Here is a 19,236-nt window from a genome sequence, read left to right as displayed (position 1 = left end):
GACAAAGCTTATGTTTGTGCAAGGCGCGGTGGTAGTCACATCCTGTTGAAAGCTTGCCTGATCCTGCACAGCCATCGCGCTGGATCGTTGCAAGACTGCCGAAACTTGCTTGAAATCTTTCGTTTCAAATTAGCCGGTTTCTGTCGGGGTGCCACGGCTTTGCGATCCACTTTTACGCAGGATTGTGCAAGGCGTCGGCAGAAATCGACTAACGACCCTGGCGTCGCGGCGCTTAACCTTCAATCCTGTCGCAGCTGTCCCCGGCTGCACAATGGATGACCTGGGAGGGTTGAACATGACTACACAGATCCCCGTCAGTCACATGGCTTTCGTGCGGGCCCGCGCCGGAAGCTCCAAATCATTGGGGGCGCGCCTGAGCAGGCTCATCGCGCCTTCGCGCCAGGCCCCCGGTTGCATGCACTTTGCCTTGCAACAATCACAATGCGATGCCGATTTGTGGCTGATGTCCGGGCTCTGGGTCGATCAGCAGGCGATGGATGCGTATTTCAACTCCCCGGCCATGGGGATTTTCGCCGAGCTGGTGCAGGACCTGGTGGTGAGCAGTCTGGATTTCCACACCTTCAGGGAAGTGTCCGCCGCCCAGGCGACGCTGGCGACGGTACACAAACTGGCCGGATGAAGGTTTAATGACCGCCATTTCTCATTGCCAGGATGCGCAATATGGCACGTAAAGCCTTTGAAACCTTTGAAGCTGTCTCGGCGGTCGTTCCTCGGGAGGGTGGTGGCTACCATGCAGCCATTGCGACCAAAGCCATCGGCGGCTCCGGCGCGCCGCGTTTCAACAAGGTACTGGAGGAGCAGACGTTCGAGACTGCTACCAAGGCCGATGAAGCTGCTGCTGTGGAGCTGACCCGTCTGAAGGGGGTCGACGAAGAGGGTGGGTTGGTCTGGTAACTCCACCATCACCCGGAGAGCTTTCCTGTGGCGAGGGGATTGTGTTGGCCGCTATTGCGGGCGATGCATCTTGAACAGCGCTTCAGGCCCCAACTGGAAGTAATCCGCCGGCCCGCCACCGCGCAGGATCGGTTCGGCAGCGGCCGTGTCGTAGACCCCATCTTTCAACAGCCACTTGGCAATATGCACTGCAACCACTTCGCCGAGGATCAGCCAGCTCGGCACCAACGCCTGGTCCGCTCGCTGCAACTGAATGATCTGGGTGACCTTGCATTCGAAGGACACCGGGCTTTCGGCCACTCGTGGCACCTGGATTACCCGTGACGCTGCGGGCGTCAAGCCCGCCAGTTCGAATTCGTTGACCTCGGGCGCGACCATCGCGCAGCTCTGGTTCATCTGTTCGGCCAGCGGGCGGGTGGCCAGGTTCCAGGCGAATTCGCCGGTCTGTTCGATGTTGTTCAGACTGTCTTTGCGCCCGACACTGGAGAAACCGATGATCGGTGGAATGTAGTTGAAGGCATTGAAGAAACTGTAGGGCGCCAGGTTCAGGCGGCCTTCGGCGTCCTGGGAGGAGATCCAGCCGATAGGGCGTGGGCCGACGATGGCGTTGAACGGGTCGTGGGGCAGGCCATGGCCGTTGGCGGGTTCGTAGAAGTGGATGTCATCGGGCATGAAGTGCGCAGATCCTGGGGTTGAATGGGATTCGAGGATAGTGCCGGGCCTCGCCGGTTTTGTCAGCACTGCCGAATCTTGTAGGAGGAGGTTTTCCACAGGTCCATAAATGACTAAGCCCGGCCGAAGCCGGGCTGTAAGGACGCCTTGGGAGGGTTAGCTGATGGATGCGCCGCCGGTACGGTCAAAGCCATCTTCAGCAACAGTGGCACCGTTGGTACGGTCGAAACCATCTTCAGCGACGGTGGCGCCGTTGGTGCGGTCGAAGCCATCTTCAGCGACGGTGGCACCGCCAGTGCGGTCGAAGCCATCTTCAGCGACGGTGGCACCGCCAGTGCGGTCGAAGCCATCTGCCGCAACGGTGGCTGCGCCAGTGCGCTCATAACCATCAGCGGCGATAGCCGAACCGGTACGGTTGAAGCCATCGGCGGCGAAGGTGTTGGCAGCCAGTACGGACAGGGTCAGGGCAAGGATCAGTTTGGTTTTCATGGTCGTAGCTCCAAATCGTTGAGGGGGTGTGTCTTGCATGGGTTTAATTCTACGCATGCAAATTTGATTGAAAAGCGCAAAATAATGCTAAAAAGAATCGATTAATTCGATGTTAAGGCCGGCGCATGTCATCGCTTTACAAGCCACTGCGAAGGTCACGAACGTATCGATTCAAGTGAGATGAGGATGCCGGGCCAACATTAATCGGCGATTAATTCGATGTCGGACGGATGTGACAGATTTTTCATGTATTGCCGACCTGTTTTTCACCGTCGCAACCCCAGCCTTGCGCAGGGCCTGAAACCAAGGGCCGATCGCCTCACACTGGAGCTTCCCCTGTGATGAATAAACTGCCTCAAATCACCCTGGCCTTCTGGGTCATGAAAATCTGCGCGACGACCCTGGGCGAAACCGCAGGGGACCTGCTGTCGATGACCCTTAACGTCGGTTACGCCCTCAGCTCGCTGATCCTGATCAGCGTGTTCGTCCTGACCCTGGTGACGCAGTTGATGGCCAAGACCTACAAGCCGCTGCTGTACTGGATCGTGATCCTGTCCACCAGCACCGCAGGCACTACCATGTCCGATTTCATGGACCGCACCCTCGAACTGGGTTATGCCACCGGCTCGATGATCCTGATTGCCATCCTGCTGGGGATTTTCGCGGCCTGGCGCCTGAGCGGTGATTCGCTCAATGTCACCAAGGTGCAGACCTTGCGTGGCGAGATGTTCTATTGGATGGCGATTCTGTTTTCCAACACCCTGGGCACCGCGCTCGGTGACTACCTGGCGGATGATTCGGGCCTGGGATTTGGCGGCGGCGCGTTGCTGATCGGCTCGACCATTGCCGTGGTCGTGCTGCTCAAGTACTTCACCAAAATCTCGACGGTGGTGCTGTTCTGGATCGCGTTCGTGCTGACCCGTCCGTTGGGTGCGACCCTGGGTGACCTGATGACCAAGTCCCATGAGAAGGGCGGCCTGGACTTCGGCACCGTCGGTTCGTCGGCGGTGCTGGCGGGGATTCTGGTGGTGATGATCGCCGGGGCGGCGTATGCGCAGAGTCGTTATGGCAAGCAGGGTGCTGCCCAGTTGAGTTGAGACCGAGTTGCCCCTATCGCGAGCAGGCTCGCTCCCACAGAGGATCTTCAGTGAGCACAAATTTTCTGCTCACAGCCGATCAAATGTGGGAGCGAGCCTGCTCGCGATGGGGCCCTTGCAGTCACCGTTGCAGTGACTGCAAGCACACCTATCAGTCCGTCACAATCCGCGAATGCTTGCGGGTATCTTTCATGGTGATATACACCAGCAGTGACACGGCAATACACGCCGTCACGTACCAGTAGTAGCCAGTCTCCATCCCGATGCTCTTGAACCACAGCGCAATGTATTCAGCGGTGCCGCCAAAGATCGACACGGTCAGCGCGTACGGCAGGCCGACACCCAGGGCGCGGATTTCGGTAGGGAACAGTTCGGCTTTCACCACGGCATTGATCGAGGTGTAGCCGCTGACGATGATCAGCGCGGCCATGATCAGGAAGAACGCGCCCCACCAGGTCTGGATGGTGTGCAGGGTGGTGAGGATCGGTACGGTGCACAGCGTCCCCAGGATGCCGAAGGCAATCAGGATCGGCCGGCGCCCGATCTTGTCCGACAGCCCACCGATCACCGGTTGCAGGCACATGAACAGGAACAGCGTGGCGGCGGAAATCGTGGTGGAGTCGGAGATGCTCATGCCGACGGTGTTCACCAGGTATTTCTGCATGTAGGTGGTGTAGGTGTAGAACGCCAGGGTGCCGCCCATGGTCAGGCCGACCACGGTCATCAGTTCCTTCGGATGGCGCAGCAAGGTGCGCATGGCGCTTTCCTTGGACTTTTCCTTCTTGGTGAACGACTCGGTTTCTTCCATGCCGCGACGCAGGTACAGCGCCACGATCGCGCACAAGGCACCGATGGCGAACGGAATGCGCCAGCCCCAGGCGTACAGCTGGTCGCTGGTGAGGAATTGCTGCAATACGATCAGCACGCCGAGGGCGATGAGCTGGCCGGAGATCAGGGTCACGTACTGGAAGCTGGAGAAGAAGCCACGACGTTCCTTGGTCGCCATCTCGCTCAGGTAGGTCGCCGAGGTGCCGTACTCGCCACCCACCGACAGGCCCTGGAGCAGGCGGGCGAAGACCAGCAGGATCGGTGCGCCGACGCCGATGGTTTCATAGCCGGGGCTCAGGGCGATGATCAGCGAGCCGAAGCACATCAGGTAGACCGAGGCCATCAGTGCGCGCTTGCGCCCGGCGCGGTCGGCGTAGAGGCCCATCAACCATCCGCCGATCGGACGCATCAGGAAGCCCACGGCGAAGATCGCGGCGGTGTTGAGCAACTGGGCGGTGGTGTCGCCCTTGGGGAAGAAGACTTTGGCGAAGTACAACGAGAAAGCGGCGTAGACGTACCAGTCGTACCACTCGACCATGTTGCCGACCGAACCGCTGAAGATCGATTTGATCCGGCTGGCGGTGGTTCTTTCGCGGGCAGGCACGGCGGCCGACCCGAGGGGCAGGGCGTTGGAGTTATCCATTGAAGGATCCTTCGTTTAATTGTTTTTGTGGAGCGCGTTGGGACGCAGCCTGACTGGGCTATAGCAGGAGCTGTGCCAGGTGGCGCAGGGCCGGTCTAGAGGGGGTTGTCGGGTTGGGTGAGCGGAAATCCGCTTATTCTGGTTGGGTGGTGAGCGGGAATCCGCTTATTCGGCGGCGCCTGTGCCGGCCTCATCGCGAGCAGGCTCGCTCCCACATTGGAACGGTGTACACATCCCCCTGTGGGAGCGAGCCTGCTCGCGATGGGGCCAGTGCAGCCAGCACAACCCTCAGCTGTCCTGCACAAACATCTCCCGGCTCAACCCATGCCGCTGCATCTTTTCGTTGAAGGTGCGGCGTGGCAGTTGCAGTTCTTCGAGCACTGCTTTCACATCGCCCTTGTGTCGCGTCAGGGCGGCGCGCAGGCATTGGGCTTCGAAAGCTTCCTGCTGGGCGGCGAGGGACTGGCCGGGATCCGTCTCCAGCGCATGGGATTGATCCAGCCCGAGCAACTGGCGCTCGGCGACGTTCGCCAGTTCGCGCACGTTGCCCGGCCAGTCGTGGCTCAGCAGATGGCTCAGTTGCGGGCCGCTCAACGGCGCGGCAGGGCGGCCCAGGCGTTCGGCGGCGCTGTGGGTGAAGTGCTCGAACAGCAGGGGAATGTCCTCGCGTCGTTCACGCAACGGCGGCAGGCGCAGTTCGGCGATGTTCAGGCGATAAGCCAGGTCTTCGCGAAAGCGTCCGGCCCGGGCTTCGTCCAGCAGGTCGGGTTTGGTCGCGGCGATGATGCGCAGGTCCACGGCGATGCTCTGGTTGGAGCCCAGGCGTTCGAGTTTCTGTTCCTGCAAGACCCGCAGCAGCTTGACCTGCTGGGCCAGGGGCATGCTCTCGATCTCGTCGAGAAACAGCGTGCCGCCATGGGCGTATTCGAGCTTGCCGATGCGTTTGCCCTGGGCACCGGTGAACGCCCCGCTTTCATGGCCGAACAGTTCGGCCTCGAACAGCGGTTCGGGGATGGCCGCGCAATTCAACGCCACGAAGGGTTTGCTCGCCCGGGGGCCGAAGTCGTGCAGGCAACGGGCGACCAGTTCCTTGCCGCTGCCGGTTTCGCCACGGATCAACACATTGACCGGCAGCGTTGCCAGGTCCAGCACCTGGCGTCGCAGGTTTTGCAGCCCCCGGGAAACCCCCAGCAACGTCCCGTCGAGTCGGGCCTTGGCGTCGGCCTGTTCATGCAACCGCCGGTTCTCCAGCACCAGGGCGCGCTTGTCCAGGGCCCGGCGCAGGCTGCCGAGCAGAGCTTCGGGGCTGAAGGGCTTTTCCAGGAAGTCGTAGGCGCCGTCGCGCATGGCTTCCACGGCCATGGGCACGTCGCCGTGGCCGGTCAGCAGGATCACCGGCAGGTCCGCATCGCGCCGGCGCACTTCGGCCAGCAGCTCCAGTCCGCTGAGCCCGGGCATGCGCACGTCGCTCAGGATCACCCCCGGAAAATGCGCCGGCAACGCCGCCAGGCATTCTTCGGCACGGCTGAACAACTGCACCTGGAAACCCGACAGGCTCAGCCATTGTTCGACGGCGCTGCGGATGCTGCCTTCGTCATCGACGACCATTACTGAGTCAAGCATGCAACCGGGTCTCCTGATCGATGGGCAATGTCACGCAGAATACGGCGCCGCTTTCATGATTGTCTGCCGTCAGCCGCCCGCCGGACTCATGGATGATCGCGAACGAAACCGCCAACCCCAGGCCCAGGCCATCGCCGACTGCCTTGGTGGTGAAGAATGGATCGAAGACCTGGGCCAGGTGTTCCTCGGCGATCCCGGTGCCGCTGTCACTGACCGTCAGGCGCCACAGTTGCTCATCGGCTTCCAGGCGAATGTCCAGGCGTTTGACGGGCTGGCCGGCCATGGCATCGAGGGCGTTGCGCAACAGGTTGATCAGCACCTGTTCGAGGCGGATCGCATCGCCACGCACCCACGCCGGACGAGTCAGGTTCAGCACGCTGGTGACCTGTTCATCCCGCAGGCGCGTGTTCAGCAGTTGCAAGGCCTGATCCACCACCGCTGCCAGGTCCAGGCGCTCGCGCAAGCCGCTGGGGCTCTTGCGGGCAAAGGTTTTCAGGTGGCCGGTGAGGGCGGCCATGCGGGTCAGCATGTCATCCACCGGTTTGAGTGCTTTGTAGGCGTCGTCGACCCGGCCGTGATCGAGCAGCAGGCGCAAGGTCGCCAACTGCATGCGCTGGGCGGTCAGCGGCTGGTTGATTTCATGGGCCAGGGCTGCCGACATCTGCCCCAGCGCCGCCAGTTTGGCCGACTGCACCAGGCCTTCCTGGGCCGTGCGCAACTCCCGTGTGCGCTCTTCCACCAGCCGTTCGAGTTCCGCGCGGCTGCGCTGACGCAACTTCGCCAGGCGCCAGCGCTGGTTGAGGAACAGCAGCAGAAACACCAGCGCCAACCACGACCCGGCGGCGGCAAGCCCGGCGTTGCGACGGTCTTCGAAAGCGATCTGCGGACGACGCAGCAAATGCAGGGTCCAGCCTTCGGCCGTCAGTGGCAGGGATTCCCACAGGTAGTCCGCCGAGCCCTCAGGGGCATCGACCCGGGCCAGATGACTGGTGTCGTCAAAGCGCCGCAGCGATTCGTAGCTCAAGGGTTGCAGTGGTTGCTTGTCGTATTGGCGGGTGGCCTTGAGCTCGGCGCGGTCGCTGTCGGTCAGGGGCAGCAGATGGCGATAGCGCCAGCCCGGGCGGTTGGCGATGAACACGATGCCCCGGGCGTCGCTGACCAGCAGGGTGTCGCTGCCCTGGCGCCATTCACGCTCAAGTTCCGGAAACTCCAGCTTCACCACCATCGCCCCGAGGAACTCGCCGTTGTCGCCGGTCACTGCGCTGGACAGGAAGTAACCCGGAATGCCGCTGGTCACGCCTACCGCGTAGAAACGCCCGGTGCCCTGGGTGCGGGTCTGGAGGAAATAAGGCCGGAAGCCGTAGTTGTGCCCGACGTAACTGTTGGGCAGGCGCCAGTTGCTGGCCGCCACGGCCAGGCCGGTGTGGTCGAGCAATTCCAGGGTCGAGGACTGCGCGGCATCGTTGATTTTCTCCAGCTTGCGATTCAACACGTCCTGTTGCGCCGTGCTGACCGGTCCCACCAGGGCCGAACGCAACTCCGGGTCCAGCGCCAGTACGGCGGGCAGGGCGCGGTAGCGGTCGATCAAGGTATGCAGGGAATTGGCGTACAACGCCAGTTGCTGGTTCGCACGGCTGGCGTCTTCCTCCAGCGCCTGGCGCTCTGCATGGCGGACCGCCAGGGTAGCGGCGACGAGGGCGCCGGCAAGGATCAGCAAGGTATACAACGACAGGCGCAAGGTACGGGAAGTCAGCAGCATGCTGGCGCAAACCGGAAGAAGGTCGGGCGGGCACCATAGCATGGTGCCCGCGGCAGCGTCAGCGAAGCCAAGCAGGCTGGTACACCACGATTCCTGTGGCGAGGGGATTTAGCGAAACGTCGCACCGCCCCGTTGGGCTGCGAAGCAGCCCTGAAGTCAGGCGACTCGGGTGTGTCAGGCAGATTAAGTTGGTTGCTTTGGGGCTGCTGCGCAACCCAGCGGGGCGGTGCGACGTTTCGCTGAATCCCCTCGCCACAAGGTTTGGGGTTGGCAGGATTTTGTTTGGAAACAAGTTTCGGCTGGCCTTGTCGGGGGGTGTCCAATTAGCGTTGTGGATTCACTTGTCACGGATGACTTGGATACACATGACGCACACTCGAACCTTGGTGCCCAAAGCACCGCAAGCTGCACCACCCTCCAGCGCCGACACCTGGATCAGCCAGTCAATGCCCGGCTGGCTGGCGGGGCTTTCATCGTCGCAACGCACCGCGTTGGTAGAAGCTGCCGGGCCGATAGCCCCTGGCTTCTCCCTGGCCGGCGCGGAGGATCGCAACGGGCTGAAAAAAGCCTTGAAGGCCAGTTGGATAGCCCACAACAAACTGGAGGAAATGCTCGGCCGTCTCCAATCGATCGAACGGTTCGCCGAGCCGTTGCTGGTCGCCGCATTGAAAAAACGCTGCAACCTCACGCTGGACGTCAAACAGACCTGCCTCAGGCTGTACGTCCCCGAGGGCGTGGCCGTGGCGTTCAAGGTCAGAACGATTTCACTGCTGGAAGCGGCCTTGCAGAATTTCGAGGCGAAGGAGGGCCGTGCGGGTTACTTCGACGAAGCGTCGCGCTTCATCAGCCGACCTTCGACGAATGGTCAGTTCGATATCCTGTCGATGGGCCATGCGTTCACGATTCCGGTCTTCGTGGCGCTATGTCGCGAGCTGGACATCGGTGGCCAATACCAAGCTTATCTCAAGCGCTTTCTGTTGCCCGGCGAGCCTGTCGCCAGTGCGGTGCTGCAAGGATGCGTTCAGACCCGCGACAAGGCTGCATTCCGTGCGGCGGTAGCGCTGGCGAAGATCAGGGGCGATGTAAGTCCCGATGTTCAGCGAACGTTATCTGCATTGATCGATGGCAAGGGCAGTGCCGGTGCCCACGGCCAGGCACTGTACTGTCATGACCTGAACCTGCTCGGCACGCCGCTGACGGGCATCGTGCTGATCGGCCCCGATCTGCAACGCAGCCACCATCTCGAACCGGTCACGGTGTACATCCCCCACGACCCCGAGCAGCCTCTGAAACAGTACAACTCCACCGTCGCTTTCCTCGAGGACCTGACCGGGCGACTGCGCTCGACCCGTTACCAGCAGTTCTTCAGCCGCTTCGTGCCCCACGCCCAACGGGGCATTTTTTTTGCCGCACTCGACGTGCAGTTGTTCCGGCCCCCGCGACAGCCTGTAAAAAATCCCAGGCTGCGGATGTCCTGTCACCGGCTGAAAGACGATATCTGGGACCATGGGTTCGAGCAGTGGCGAAACCAGCTCATCAAGGATGCCCGCTTCGTTGCCGTGCCAACGGGCGATGAGGACCTCAAGTCGCGCTGGGCCCGTTGGGACAGTTTCATGAGTGTGGTCGCGACGACACTGGAAATGGCCGCTTGCGTGGCGGTGTCGTTCGTACCCGTGCTCGGCGAAGCGATGCTGGCCTACACCGTCTACCAACTGCTCGATGAAACGTTCGAAGGCATCGTCGCCTGGTCCCACGGCCAAAGGGCCGAGGCGGCCGCGCATCTGCTCGGGGTGGCTGAAAACGTGGCGTTGTTGGGCCTCTTCGCGGCGGGCGGGAAGGTGGTAGGCGCCGTGCGATCCGCCAGGCCTTCGGCGTTCGTCGAGCACATGAAGGTGGTCGAAACCCGTCCCGGGCAGCTTCGTCTATCGCCGCTGGAGGCCGTGCCCCCTGAACCTGTGCCGATCAATGAAAGACCGCTTGGCACCGGGCGGGCATTGAGTCTGGAGTCGAGGTTCAAGGCACTCTATCCCGAGGCCTCGCAGCAGGCACTCAGTGATTTTGTCGGCTCATTCGCTTCTGAACGCCTGGCCCTGGACAATCTCGAGACGCGTGAGTTGGCGTTCGAAGCGCTGGAAAAGGCCCTGAAGGACTGGGTGGCAATCGAAAGGGGCGACACGCTGCCCATCGACCAGCGTTACCACAAGGGAAAGCTGGCTTCCTCGCTCAAGCGGTGCTGGCAAGCTGACGTGGAGGCGTCGTCCCAAGGCTATGCCCTGGATCTGGACGACCACTGGTCGAGCGATTTTCTCGATGACTTCCCGGCGCTGGAAGTGAGTTTTCCCCATGTGGATTCACTGCAATGGCGCAACGGTGCATTGCGCACCGACATCACACGGTTCCTTGGTTACTTCCCCAACCTGAAGACGCTGGATCTCAGTCGTAACGAGCTGGTGGCGCTCCCTCGGCTGACGGAAAACCTGATGGGCCTGGAGGTGCTGAAACTGAGCAATAACCCGAACCTGGCGCTGCCCCCGGATATCAGCCTCATGCCAGAACTTAACGTCCTGGATCTGCAAAACACCGGGCTTAGCGACTGGCCCGCCGGCTTGCTGGCGATCCCGCGACCCCGCTCTTTCGAACTGAACCTGCAGGACAATCCGATCAGCCGGATTCCAGAGGTCGCACCGGGTTCCGAGCAGGCCCGGTTGATCGCACGCACCCGCTTGAGTCGTGACTCACTCCCGGAGCAATGCCTTCGGCAATTTCACGATTACCTGCGTTCGGTGGGCTACGACCCGGCGCGCAGTTATCCACCCAAAGGCGTGGAAACCAGCCGCTATTGGCTCGAAGGCCTGGCGGATGAGTTGCGCACGGCCCGGCAGCGGACCTGGGATGAGCTGGAGCGCACCCCCGGCGCCCAGGGTTTTTTCGAGGTGCTGGAGCAATTGACGGAAGCGGCCGATTACGTTGAAGAGGCGTTTCGTGGGCAACTGACGGCGCGGGTCTGGCGAATGCTCGACGCAGTGTCCGAAAACACGACACTGCGCGAGGACCTGTTTCGGATGGCGATCAATCCCGACTCCTGCGCGGACGCCGGGGCGCAGGTGTTCAATGAAATGGGGGTGAAGGTCATGATCCATGAAGCGTACCGGGCCGGCGATCCGGCGCAGGTGCAAGCCAGTCTCCTGGCGTTGGCCAAGGGCAAGTCCCGGCTGGATCAGGTCAACGACATCGCCCGCGCGACGATTCAGGCCCGGTTGCAAGCGGGAGAAACCTTCATTGCACTGGATGACGACGGTGAGATCACCGGGAGTATCGATGAAGTGGAAGTCTACCTGGCATTCCAGACGGGCCTGGCGGAGTGGCTTGAGCTGCCCTGGCAATCACGAGGGATGCTCTTCAAGGAGATCTCGGGCGTCGACGACACTGCCATCGCTCGCGCTCATCAATCGGTCCTGGCGCTGGAGGCCGGCGACGGATTGCTCAACCAGATCATTGAACAACGGTTCTGGCGCCAGTACCTGAAAAAACGCTATGCAACACAATTCGAGGAAAATGCGGCGACTTACCGGAACAAGGCTGAAGCGTTGCTGGACAGGCAAGTGGCAGGGGCCATCACGCAACAGGAGTACGAGGGGGAGATGATCGAACTGGCCGATGCCCGCAAGGTGTTATCGAGAAGCCTGACCCGACGGGCCCTCGGCGAATAGCGTTCAGCCCTGATGCTGTCACTCAAGAAGTGATGAACCTGTGGCGAGGGGATTTATCCCCGCTGGGCTGCGGAGCGGCCCCAAAACCAGACTACTCGGTGCATCAGGCAGATTTGAGTCGGCTGATTTAGGGCCGCTCCGCGACCCAGCGGGGCGGTGCGACGTTTCGCTGAATCCCCTCGCCACAGATGAGCTGGGCAAGTCTTGAGTGCAGCATTCGGCGTTCAGCCCGGGTAGGCGTCGATGATCATTTTTTTCCAGGCGTCATGGGAGACATTCGTTCGTCCTGTGAGGATGTTGAACCCCGCACCTCCGTTATAGCTTTCGACCAGGATGTTGGCGCAGTTATAACAGGCGGGAAAGGCTTCGGCCTTGTTCACGATCTGGAGCTTCTGGGTGGCAATGGTGACGTGTGCAAGGTTGTCCTTCACATGGGGAAACAGTCGTATCAGGTTTCCCAGGATGACTTCCGCATGATGACCGGGAATACCGGCGAGTTGCGGGATGAGGTTGCCGCTCTGCTCGATATGGGGCCTGACCAGATCCTCGACCAGATCAGGCAGGGATTGTTCGTACTCCACCCCACTGAGGTTGGTTGGGGTCAGGTCCTCACCTTTATACACCTGCACATCGTGGGTCCTGACCAACGCCAGGTAGTCGTCTGCCAAGCGGGGCAGGAACTTGTCCGGGTCAATTCTCAGGATGCCAAGGTCCGCCAGGTTGTCCCTGGATAATTTAATGTTCCGTGGTTTGTGGATGGTCACCCCGGGTATGTCTTCCACGCCTTTGTCGGGCAGGGGGATGTTGAACACATTCATCAGCATGACGGTGGCTTCGGGGTTGTCCTCGTCATGGAACATGGCGCCGGCGTGGGCAGAGATTTTCTTTTTGAAGGCCTTGGTGTATCGGGCATCCGGGTTTTCCTGGAGAAACTTTTTCAACGCCGCCTGTTGCTCTGCCAGCTTGCCTTTTTTTGGAGGAAGCGTGTGCTGTTCTCCTTTGAGTATCTCTTCCGTTCTCCCGCTGAACACGGCGTAAAATTTATCCTTCCTGTTCAACCCGAGAGGGTCCACGAACCTCATCGGGTTGTTCCCCACCATCGCATACAGGTTCAGCCCGTCCAATGGCCCCGCCGGATCCGGGTTGATCCAGCGCATCATCCACGGGGCGTAGTAACGAAACCCATAGTAGTAGAGCCCGCTGGCGTCGCGCTCCTTGCCGGAGTAACGGAGGGTTTTATGACTGGCTTGCACCTCAGAGTCCGCCGCCCACCACGCGGTGCCGCCGAAGGGGTAATAGCCCTCGTGGCTGATGAGCCGGGCGTCCTGGTCCAGCTCTTTCACCAGGCAACCCAGATGATCCTCGAGGCTGTAGCGCAGTTGGCCTTGTTCGATCTCGTCCGGTCGACCTTTGATCCAATAGAGGCCCCGCACGTTGATTCCCAGGTCGTGCAAGGTGCACACGTGAAGCTCTTCCCGGTCGTCCAGGGTGCGGATTTCCAGCCCGGGTAGATAACGCACCTCGTGCACATGAGTCACGGAAGCTGCCTGGTTGCGTTGCTGTTTGCGCACTCGCAAGCCCTGGAAATCGTAGACGTAGTGTTCGGCATCGTCGTCGCCGTCCTGGCGTCGCACCTGCGTTACGCTCTGCAGCTGGTTGCGCGGGTTCCAGTTCAGAAGTTGCCCGGAGGAGGGCAGGCTCAGCGGGTTGCCGCCGGCGTCGAAACTCAGGTCAAAACCGGGAGACGCTTCGCCTTTGCGCCATTGGACGCAGCGATTGCTCGACGGGTCCAGGGTCAACAGCAACGTGTGGGCCTGTCCCGGGACGGCGCTGCCGTGGACCAGTTTCTCCAGGTTTGCACCCCGGTCATATTCGTAGTGCTGGGTGTAGGGCGTTCGCAAGGAAAGATCCGCCGGGGGGACCAGCCCTGGCAGCTCGGGTCGGGTGCCTGCGCCAAACGCCTCCAGGCCTGTCGCGCTTTGCAGTCGATACAGGCTGTCGTAGGTAAACCGACGAGTCCCTTCGGTCCGCTGATTGGCGTGGTAGCGCGGGGTATGGGTGTGGTCGACGATGGACGTTACGTTGCCCACCGGATCGTAGCCGTAACTGAAGTGTTGGTGAATGTCGTTGCCTTTGACCGCTTTGAGTTCGCTCAGGCGCCCGTCTTCCGGGTCGTGGCTGTAAGACGTCGTGACACCGTTGCCGGCGGTGTACATCTGGATTTGGCCTTGGGCGGTGTATTGCAACTGGTCAACGATAAGCTGGGCGGTCGGGCTGCCGGTCCATTGCAGGCGGCACGCCTTGAGCTGGCCGGCGATGTCCAGGTCCAGGTGTTGTGCATGACCGCCTGCGTCCGTACTGCCGAGGATCTCCGCCATGGCGCTGTAGCGCCAGTGGGTTTCGTAGCACGTGGGTTCGAGCAGGGCATCGCACCCGGCCTCGTCTTGCGGCCAGTCCGGTGAGGCCAGCGCCTCGAGAAAGCGCCGGGACTGATGCAATGGCGCACCGGCCATTGAATAGTCCTCCAGCGATAACTGCCCGGCTGTGTCGTAATGCTTGCGCAGGCGCCCACATTGATTGTGTCGGGCGCTGTCGACGGAACTGTCGCCGTAATGCAGGTACTCGACGGTTGTCCACGCCTGGCCCTGGGTTCGCTCGCGGATGAGCGTGGGCCGTAGCAGCAGGTCGTAGTCGATTTTTTGCTCGCTGTGACGAGCGTCCCACCCGTGCAGTTTTTGCCCGGCCACGCCAAAGAGTTCGCGGCGCAGCCCGCCGTCGACGCTTTCCGTGCGCAACGGTGTACCCGAGAGGCTGTAGAGACTGAGCAGGTTGGCCGTTTCCGTGCCGTAGAGTCGTGGGTCCCATTGGGCGACGATACGGCCGGCCACGTCATACGCCTGGGCCGTGACCAGCGCCTGTGTCTCATCGCCGGCTGAGCCGCGCAGGTAGTCCACGCGTCGGACGGGCCCGGCTCGCCCATCGAACACCGCCAGCACGGGCGTGTTTGCATGGGGCTGGCCGTTCACTGGGCAGGCTCCGGATCCGTGTCGTTATAGTCGTGGGCGCATTGGTACCAGGGATGATAGACCTGCCAGGCCTCGTGCCCCTTGGCATTGATGACCTTGACCAGGCGTCCCGGCGGATCGTAGAACTGCTGGTCGTGATAACCGTGCACGCGCAGCGAGGCGTCGTTGATGTAGCGCCAGGCATCGGCGAAGTACGGCCGATAGACCCGGGTGACCAAGCCCTTGTTGTCGTATTCGACCCGTTCGCTCACGCGCCAGCGCTGTTCGGCCAGGTGCTGGAGCGGCTGCCCGTTCTGTAACACCAGCGAACCGTCTGCGGCCACGGCATAGGCTTGCCCGGCATCGACCCGCTGTTTGCTTTGCAGGGCACGGCCGAATCCGTCGACGGCACTGACGGCGATGCGGATCTGTTGCAACGGATCGTCGGGGTAACGATCGGCGCTCAGCACGACGCTGTGGACCGGCTCCCGGGTGGCGACCTGTATCAGCACCCACAGGAGTTCCTGGGCGGCGCTGCGTTCGGTCAGCTGTGCCAGGCGCGTGCGCGCCGAGGCGCGGACATGGCCGTCGGGCAACAGGTAGCGCGCGCTGACCCACTCGTCGCGCTGGGTGGAAAGGACCAGGGCGAGATCGATCGACCCCATCCAACTGAGGGTGTCGGTGCGCACGGCACTGGCGATCCGGCCCAGGGTGTCTTCAGGATGGTCGATGGCATTGCCCGGCGTCAGATCCGCGGGCGGCTGGTAGGTGGCGATGTCGTCGAAGCCCGCCTGCGCGCCGCTCTCGGTGCCATGAAAGGTCACGCCCAGCGGAACGCCCGCCGGGCCGTACAGGGCCTGCTGGAGATTGTCATTGGCATCGATGATCTGGCGCGGCAGCAATGCCCGGTAATCGTACTCGACCCGCGTCGTGCAGCCGTCCGGCAAGGTCACGGCGGTGGTCATCAAGTGGTAGGCGTCGTGTTCGACGGTGGTCACCCCGTGGCTTTGGGTTTCCTGCAGGGTCGTCAGTTGGAAGAAGCCCTCAAGAGGTTCGTAGGTGGCAAACCCGATTTTCCTGGACCAGAGATTTTCGCGGTCGTCCTCATCCGTATCCTCCGGCAGGAACAGCAGCATGGGTTCAAAGCCGATGCTTTCCAACTGCTCGCGAATGTCGAAGGGTGGTGGCAGGTCGTCGTAGGCTTGCAGTGCATGCTTGTCGAACTCGGCCATCTCCAGCGGGCCGCGCAAGGCCTGGAAGGCAATGTCGTCGCGCTCGTCCACCAGATAGTTCTGTTCCTGAAGCGCGATCAATTGCCGGGCGGCGTCCCATTGCGGGGAGTCCTGATGCTCAAGGAAGGTTTCATAGCGGATGTGCCGGGGATCGAGCCCCAGCGGCAGTTCACCTTTGGGACGTTGCAACCCGTTGGCCCTGGAGCGCCACGGCAGACTGAGTCGCTGGCGCAGCCTGTCGTCATCGATCAGGTGCAGGTGCTCGGCGCGTCTCTCGATGATGTGGAACATCTGTTGCTGGTCATCATGGGCGTCGCGCCACCAGCCGTTCTCGACCTCATCTTCGAAGGGCGGTGGGTCGAGGGCTGTGAGGCGCCGGGCGTAGTGGACGACGAAACCGTGGATAAGCGCGCCGAACTGGTTCCACTTCAGGTTGAGGCCATGCTGGATTTGCGGGTCGTTGATAAAACCGTCGTATTGATAGGTGATCGTTTCCAGCTCCAGTACCAGCAGGCTCTTGTGATGGACATGGGGATGGCGCAGCAGGTAGCGCTGTTGGGTCACGGTGTAAGGCCCGGTCGTGTCGGTCGGTTCGGCGGGATGGGCTTCCGTGCGCAACACATGGCCGCCCAGGGCATAGGCCATCTCCCGCGCGGTGTCCGGGTCGGGAGTGATGATCTCGTTGGCCTCGTCGCCTTCATGGAACCGGGTCAGCAACGTCGGGCCCAACGGCACCGCGTCGGTGTCGCCCTCAAAGCAGTCCTTGAGGGGCTGGTCGACGGTGCGGCCGGTGTGGAACCAGGTCTTGATCAGCGCCGGCGCGGTGAAACCGGTTTCCATCTGGCTCTGCGGCACTTCGCTGTCGAACTGGTACAACCGGCCGAAACCCCGGAACTCACGATGGTGGCCGTCATAGTCGCCTTCGAAGTAGGTGAAGCGTTGAGTCAGGCAGTTGCCGGTGATCTCGTCCAGTTGTTGTTGCCGCGCCACCAGCGGCAGGGCCAGGGGCAGGTAACAGGTCAGTGGTTCCCGGCTGGCCACGCGTTGCTGTTTTTCATCCAGCCAGTACTGCGCACTGCTGCGATAGGTCAAGGTGCTGCTGCAGCCCATGTTGTTGTTCATGGCGTTGAGCAGATAAGGACGGGTCGCGACGAAGTCATAGCGCCAATGCCCGGGCTTCATGTCCGGTGTCATGTGCGGTTTGCTCAGGATCAGGCTGGCGCACCCCAGGCCTTGCAGGTCGGCCAGCGTGACCTGGCACAGATTGTCGTACCGCACGCCGTCGGGCCATGGCACCTCGATGGGCGTCTGCTCCAGGCCATTGCCGCCGCGGTTGAGGTAAATCTTGAAGCAATCGCTGTCGAGGTAGATCAACGCGGGAGCCCCGGACCCGTCCAGGTCGGCGATGCGGACGCGGTCGGCATCGAACCCGGCGTAATCGAAGGGCAGGGCGCTCATCACGAAGCCTTCGCCGAAACGCCCATGGCCCAGGCTCGGCCAGCACTTGATTTCGTCGCAGCGGATACGGCACAGCTCGGTGCTGTCGCTGCCCAGCAAGTTGCCGAACATCACCAGCTCGCTGCGCAGGTCACTGAACAAGGGCAGGGCGCTGTCCGGTTCATGGGGCGCCTCCACGCCTGGGGCAAATCCTTGCTCGCGGAGGTTGGCGTACAGCCGCACGCTCCGTGGGCCGATCATGGCCAGGGAACGCAGACCGTCGCCGTTGAGGTCTGCCAGTTGCGCGGCCGGGTGGAGGAACTCTGTCGGGAAGCGCTTGAAGTCGGTGAAGGTGGACCAGCTACGGTCCGGGTTGAGGGTATAGAAACCACTCATGCCTGGCTGGACGATGAGCCAGTTGAGGCGGCCTCTGCCGGTCAGGTCGGTCAGCACCTGCAACACCGCCGGGGTGTCGGCGGCCACAGGCATGCTCAAAAGGCGTGACCATGGGCCGTAAGCGATTTTGGCGTCGGTATCGCCGCGTTCCGGCTCGCGGTAATACCAGCCATCGGTGTAGCGGCACAGAAAACCCGGGACTCCCTCGCCATACAGGTCGACGCAGTGGTACCGCGCGCCGTCTTCAATAGCGGGCATCGTCTGCTGCTCAAGGAACGTTTCGGGCGTCAGGTTGAGGTCGAAACCGTTGTAGTGCAGTTCGACGGGAGGGCGGCATTCGACCCGGTTCTCAGCGTCCCAGGTTTGATAATGGGCGGCGGTCAGCAGGTTGTAACCCAGTGCGGTGGCGGTGTACTCCAGCAGCACCCGCGCGACCAGCGCAGGTTCGGTGCCCGCTTCGGCGGGGAAGTGGTGGAACATCAGCACCTGTTGGCAGAGGTGCCGCGTGCCGATTTCGAAACCGTACCGGTAGGCATGGATCGGGTCGCTGCGCAGTGGCCATGGCACCCCTTTGGGGACGTGCCAGACTGGTTTGCGCGCAAGGTCGAGGGTGCGCTGCCCATAGTCGAACAGCAGGTGAAAATGCCAGCGCTTGCTTGCCGGGTCATCCTCTTCGAAGCAGTAGAAGGTTTCGCTGGCCGTGGCATTGCCGTAGCACACCCGCCGCAGGTAGCGCTGGGCGCGATAGTCGTGGGGGCCGTCAAACGGGCCGGGATCGACTGCGTATTCATAGAAGATGTGCTCGCCTGACGGGCTGAGCGTTTCGAGCAACAACCATGCGGCAATGCGGGCCGGCTGTTGTGAATCGGTGCCAGGGGTGGGGTCGGCGATGCGCGACGCTTCGCTGTTGCCGTAGCAATACAAATGGCCGTTGCTGCCCTGGACCCGCCAGAACGGTGCCTGGCCGTTGTCGGGGCTCCAGAGCTCATACACATCGAATGCACTTTCGGTCCTGGGGTAATAACGCACCACTGAACAGGCCCGGCTACCGGGACCCGCCAGCGTGCGAATGACCGGCATGCCGTCGTTGAACTCGGGCCAGCGCTCGACCCCGTCGGCATCGATCATCACGTCATCATCGCCATAGTGGGGTACGCCTTCGCTGGTGCGGCGGGTGATGCGGGCGATGGACAACTGCATGCCGATTCCGAAGGTGCCGTTGCCGCCCTGGCTGTTGTAGTGCAGCGCCAGGGTCGGTGTCAGGTGGCGGGCGCTGGAAAGAGGCAATGGCAGTTCGAAAGAGGCTGCCCCTCGCGTGCCGACTGGGCCGATCCGGCTGCCCATTGTGGTAATGGATGCGCTGTTGGCAATGGTGGGGGTCACAATTTGGAGGGGCGTTTGTTCTGCCATCGAGAGAATCTTCTTGTTAG

The 19,236-nt window shown here is 61.9% G+C and carries 11 protein-coding genes; 4 read left to right on the top strand and 7 right to left on the bottom strand.

The features are described 5' to 3' along the window. Positions 1-295: 295 nt before the first annotated feature. Both LOY67_RS22090 and LOY67_RS22085 read left to right on the top strand, forming a co-directional pair. Positions 296-640 carry a putative quinol monooxygenase gene (locus LOY67_RS22090; protein WP_265064434.1) on the top strand — a complete coding sequence of 115 codons (345 nt, stop codon included), beginning with the start codon at positions 296-298 and terminating at the stop codon, positions 638-640. A gap of 41 nt (positions 641-681) precedes the next feature. Next, positions 682-915 carry a hypothetical protein gene (locus tag LOY67_RS22085; RefSeq protein WP_265064433.1) on the top strand — a complete coding sequence of 78 codons (234 nt, stop codon included), beginning with the start codon at positions 682-684 and terminating at the stop codon, positions 913-915. Positions 916-966: 51 nt separating this feature from the next. On the opposite strand, the gene LOY67_RS22080 is transcribed toward LOY67_RS22085, so the two are convergent. Together LOY67_RS22080 and LOY67_RS22075 are read right to left on the bottom strand one after the other, a co-directional pair. Beyond that, complete coding sequence (locus tag LOY67_RS22080; RefSeq protein ID WP_265064432.1) at positions 967-1,587, bottom strand: flavin reductase family protein; 621 nt, start codon at positions 1,585-1,587, stop codon at positions 967-969. A 156-nt stretch (positions 1,588-1,743) separates the two neighbouring features. Further along, positions 1,744-2,076: a hypothetical protein gene (locus LOY67_RS22075; protein WP_265064431.1), complete on the bottom strand. Its 333-nt coding sequence runs from the start codon at positions 2,074-2,076 to the stop codon at positions 1,744-1,746. 341 nt (positions 2,077-2,417) lie between these two features. Here LOY67_RS22075 and LOY67_RS22070 point away from each other — a divergent pair, with 341 nt between their 5' ends. Then, complete coding sequence (locus LOY67_RS22070; RefSeq protein WP_265064430.1) at positions 2,418-3,173, top strand: hypothetical protein; 756 nt, start codon at positions 2,418-2,420, stop codon at positions 3,171-3,173. 151 nt (positions 3,174-3,324) lie between these two features. Here the strand turns inward: LOY67_RS22070 and LOY67_RS22065 are convergent, their stop codons facing one another. The 3 genes from LOY67_RS22065 to LOY67_RS22055 all read right to left on the bottom strand — a co-directional run bounded on the left by LOY67_RS22065 (position 3,325) and on the right by LOY67_RS22055 (position 8,026). After that, entirely contained in the window at positions 3,325-4,644 is a 1,320-nt protein-coding gene (locus tag LOY67_RS22065; RefSeq protein WP_265064429.1) for an MFS transporter, read from the bottom strand. Positions 4,645-4,932: 288 nt separating this feature from the next. Continuing rightward, positions 4,933-6,267: a sigma-54-dependent transcriptional regulator gene (locus LOY67_RS22060; protein WP_265064428.1), complete on the bottom strand. Its 1,335-nt coding sequence runs from the start codon at positions 6,265-6,267 to the stop codon at positions 4,933-4,935. Next, on the bottom strand, positions 6,260-8,026 hold the full coding sequence (locus tag LOY67_RS22055; protein ID WP_265064427.1) for a sensor histidine kinase: 1,767 nt from the start codon (positions 8,024-8,026) through the stop codon (positions 6,260-6,262). The genes LOY67_RS22060 and LOY67_RS22055 overlap by 8 nt, the downstream gene beginning before the upstream one ends. 365 nt (positions 8,027-8,391) lie before the next feature. On the opposite strand from LOY67_RS22055, the gene LOY67_RS22050 reads away from it, so the two are divergent. Further along, the gene (locus LOY67_RS22050) at positions 8,392-11,736 is read left to right on the top strand and encodes an NEL-type E3 ubiquitin ligase domain-containing protein (RefSeq protein WP_265064426.1); all 3,345 of its coding nucleotides are present in this window, start codon (positions 8,392-8,394) and stop codon (positions 11,734-11,736) included. Positions 11,737-11,960: 224 nt separating this feature from the next. Here LOY67_RS22050 and LOY67_RS22045 read toward each other — a convergent pair whose 3' ends face one another. After that, positions 11,961-14,762, bottom strand: coding sequence for an RHS repeat domain-containing protein (locus LOY67_RS22045; RefSeq protein WP_265064425.1), 2,802 nt, complete (start codon positions 14,760-14,762; stop codon positions 11,961-11,963). Next, complete coding sequence (locus tag LOY67_RS22040; protein WP_265064424.1) at positions 14,759-19,216, bottom strand: SpvB/TcaC N-terminal domain-containing protein; 4,458 nt, start codon at positions 19,214-19,216, stop codon at positions 14,759-14,761. The genes LOY67_RS22045 and LOY67_RS22040 overlap by 4 nt, the downstream gene beginning before the upstream one ends. Between the last annotated feature and the right edge of the window lie 20 nt (positions 19,217-19,236).

This window comes from Pseudomonas sp. B21-056, from assembly GCF_026016325.1.
GTDB lineage: Bacteria > Pseudomonadota > Gammaproteobacteria > Pseudomonadales > Pseudomonadaceae > Aquipseudomonas.
Note: the sequence above shows the minus strand (reverse complement) of the source record. Positions and strands in the feature narration are given on the sequence as shown.

What these genes read in the sequence shown, in the direction of transcription:
- LOY67_RS22050 (WP_265064426.1), top strand. Translation starts at nt 8,392, where the DNA reads ATGACGCACACTCGAACCTTGGTGCCCAAAGCACCGCAAGCTGCACCA.
- LOY67_RS22060 (WP_265064428.1), bottom strand. Translation starts at nt 6,267, where the DNA reads ATGCTTGACTCAGTAATGGTCGTCGATGACGAAGGCAGCATCCGCAGC.
- LOY67_RS22040 (WP_265064424.1), bottom strand. Translation starts at nt 19,216, where the DNA reads ATGGCAGAACAAACGCCCCTCCAAATTGTGACCCCCACCATTGCCAAC.
- LOY67_RS22085 (WP_265064433.1), top strand. Translation starts at nt 682, where the DNA reads ATGGCACGTAAAGCCTTTGAAACCTTTGAAGCTGTCTCGGCGGTCGTT.
- LOY67_RS22065 (WP_265064429.1), bottom strand. Translation starts at nt 4,644, where the DNA reads ATGGATAACTCCAACGCCCTGCCCCTCGGGTCGGCCGCCGTGCCTGCC.
- LOY67_RS22055 (WP_265064427.1), bottom strand. Translation starts at nt 8,026, where the DNA reads ATGCTGCTGACTTCCCGTACCTTGCGCCTGTCGTTGTATACCTTGCTG.
- LOY67_RS22080 (WP_265064432.1), bottom strand. Translation starts at nt 1,587, where the DNA reads ATGCCCGATGACATCCACTTCTACGAACCCGCCAACGGCCATGGCCTG.
- LOY67_RS22070 (WP_265064430.1), top strand. Translation starts at nt 2,418, where the DNA reads ATGAATAAACTGCCTCAAATCACCCTGGCCTTCTGGGTCATGAAAATC.
- LOY67_RS22090 (WP_265064434.1), top strand. Translation starts at nt 296, where the DNA reads ATGACTACACAGATCCCCGTCAGTCACATGGCTTTCGTGCGGGCCCGC.
- LOY67_RS22075 (WP_265064431.1), bottom strand. Translation starts at nt 2,076, where the DNA reads ATGAAAACCAAACTGATCCTTGCCCTGACCCTGTCCGTACTGGCTGCC.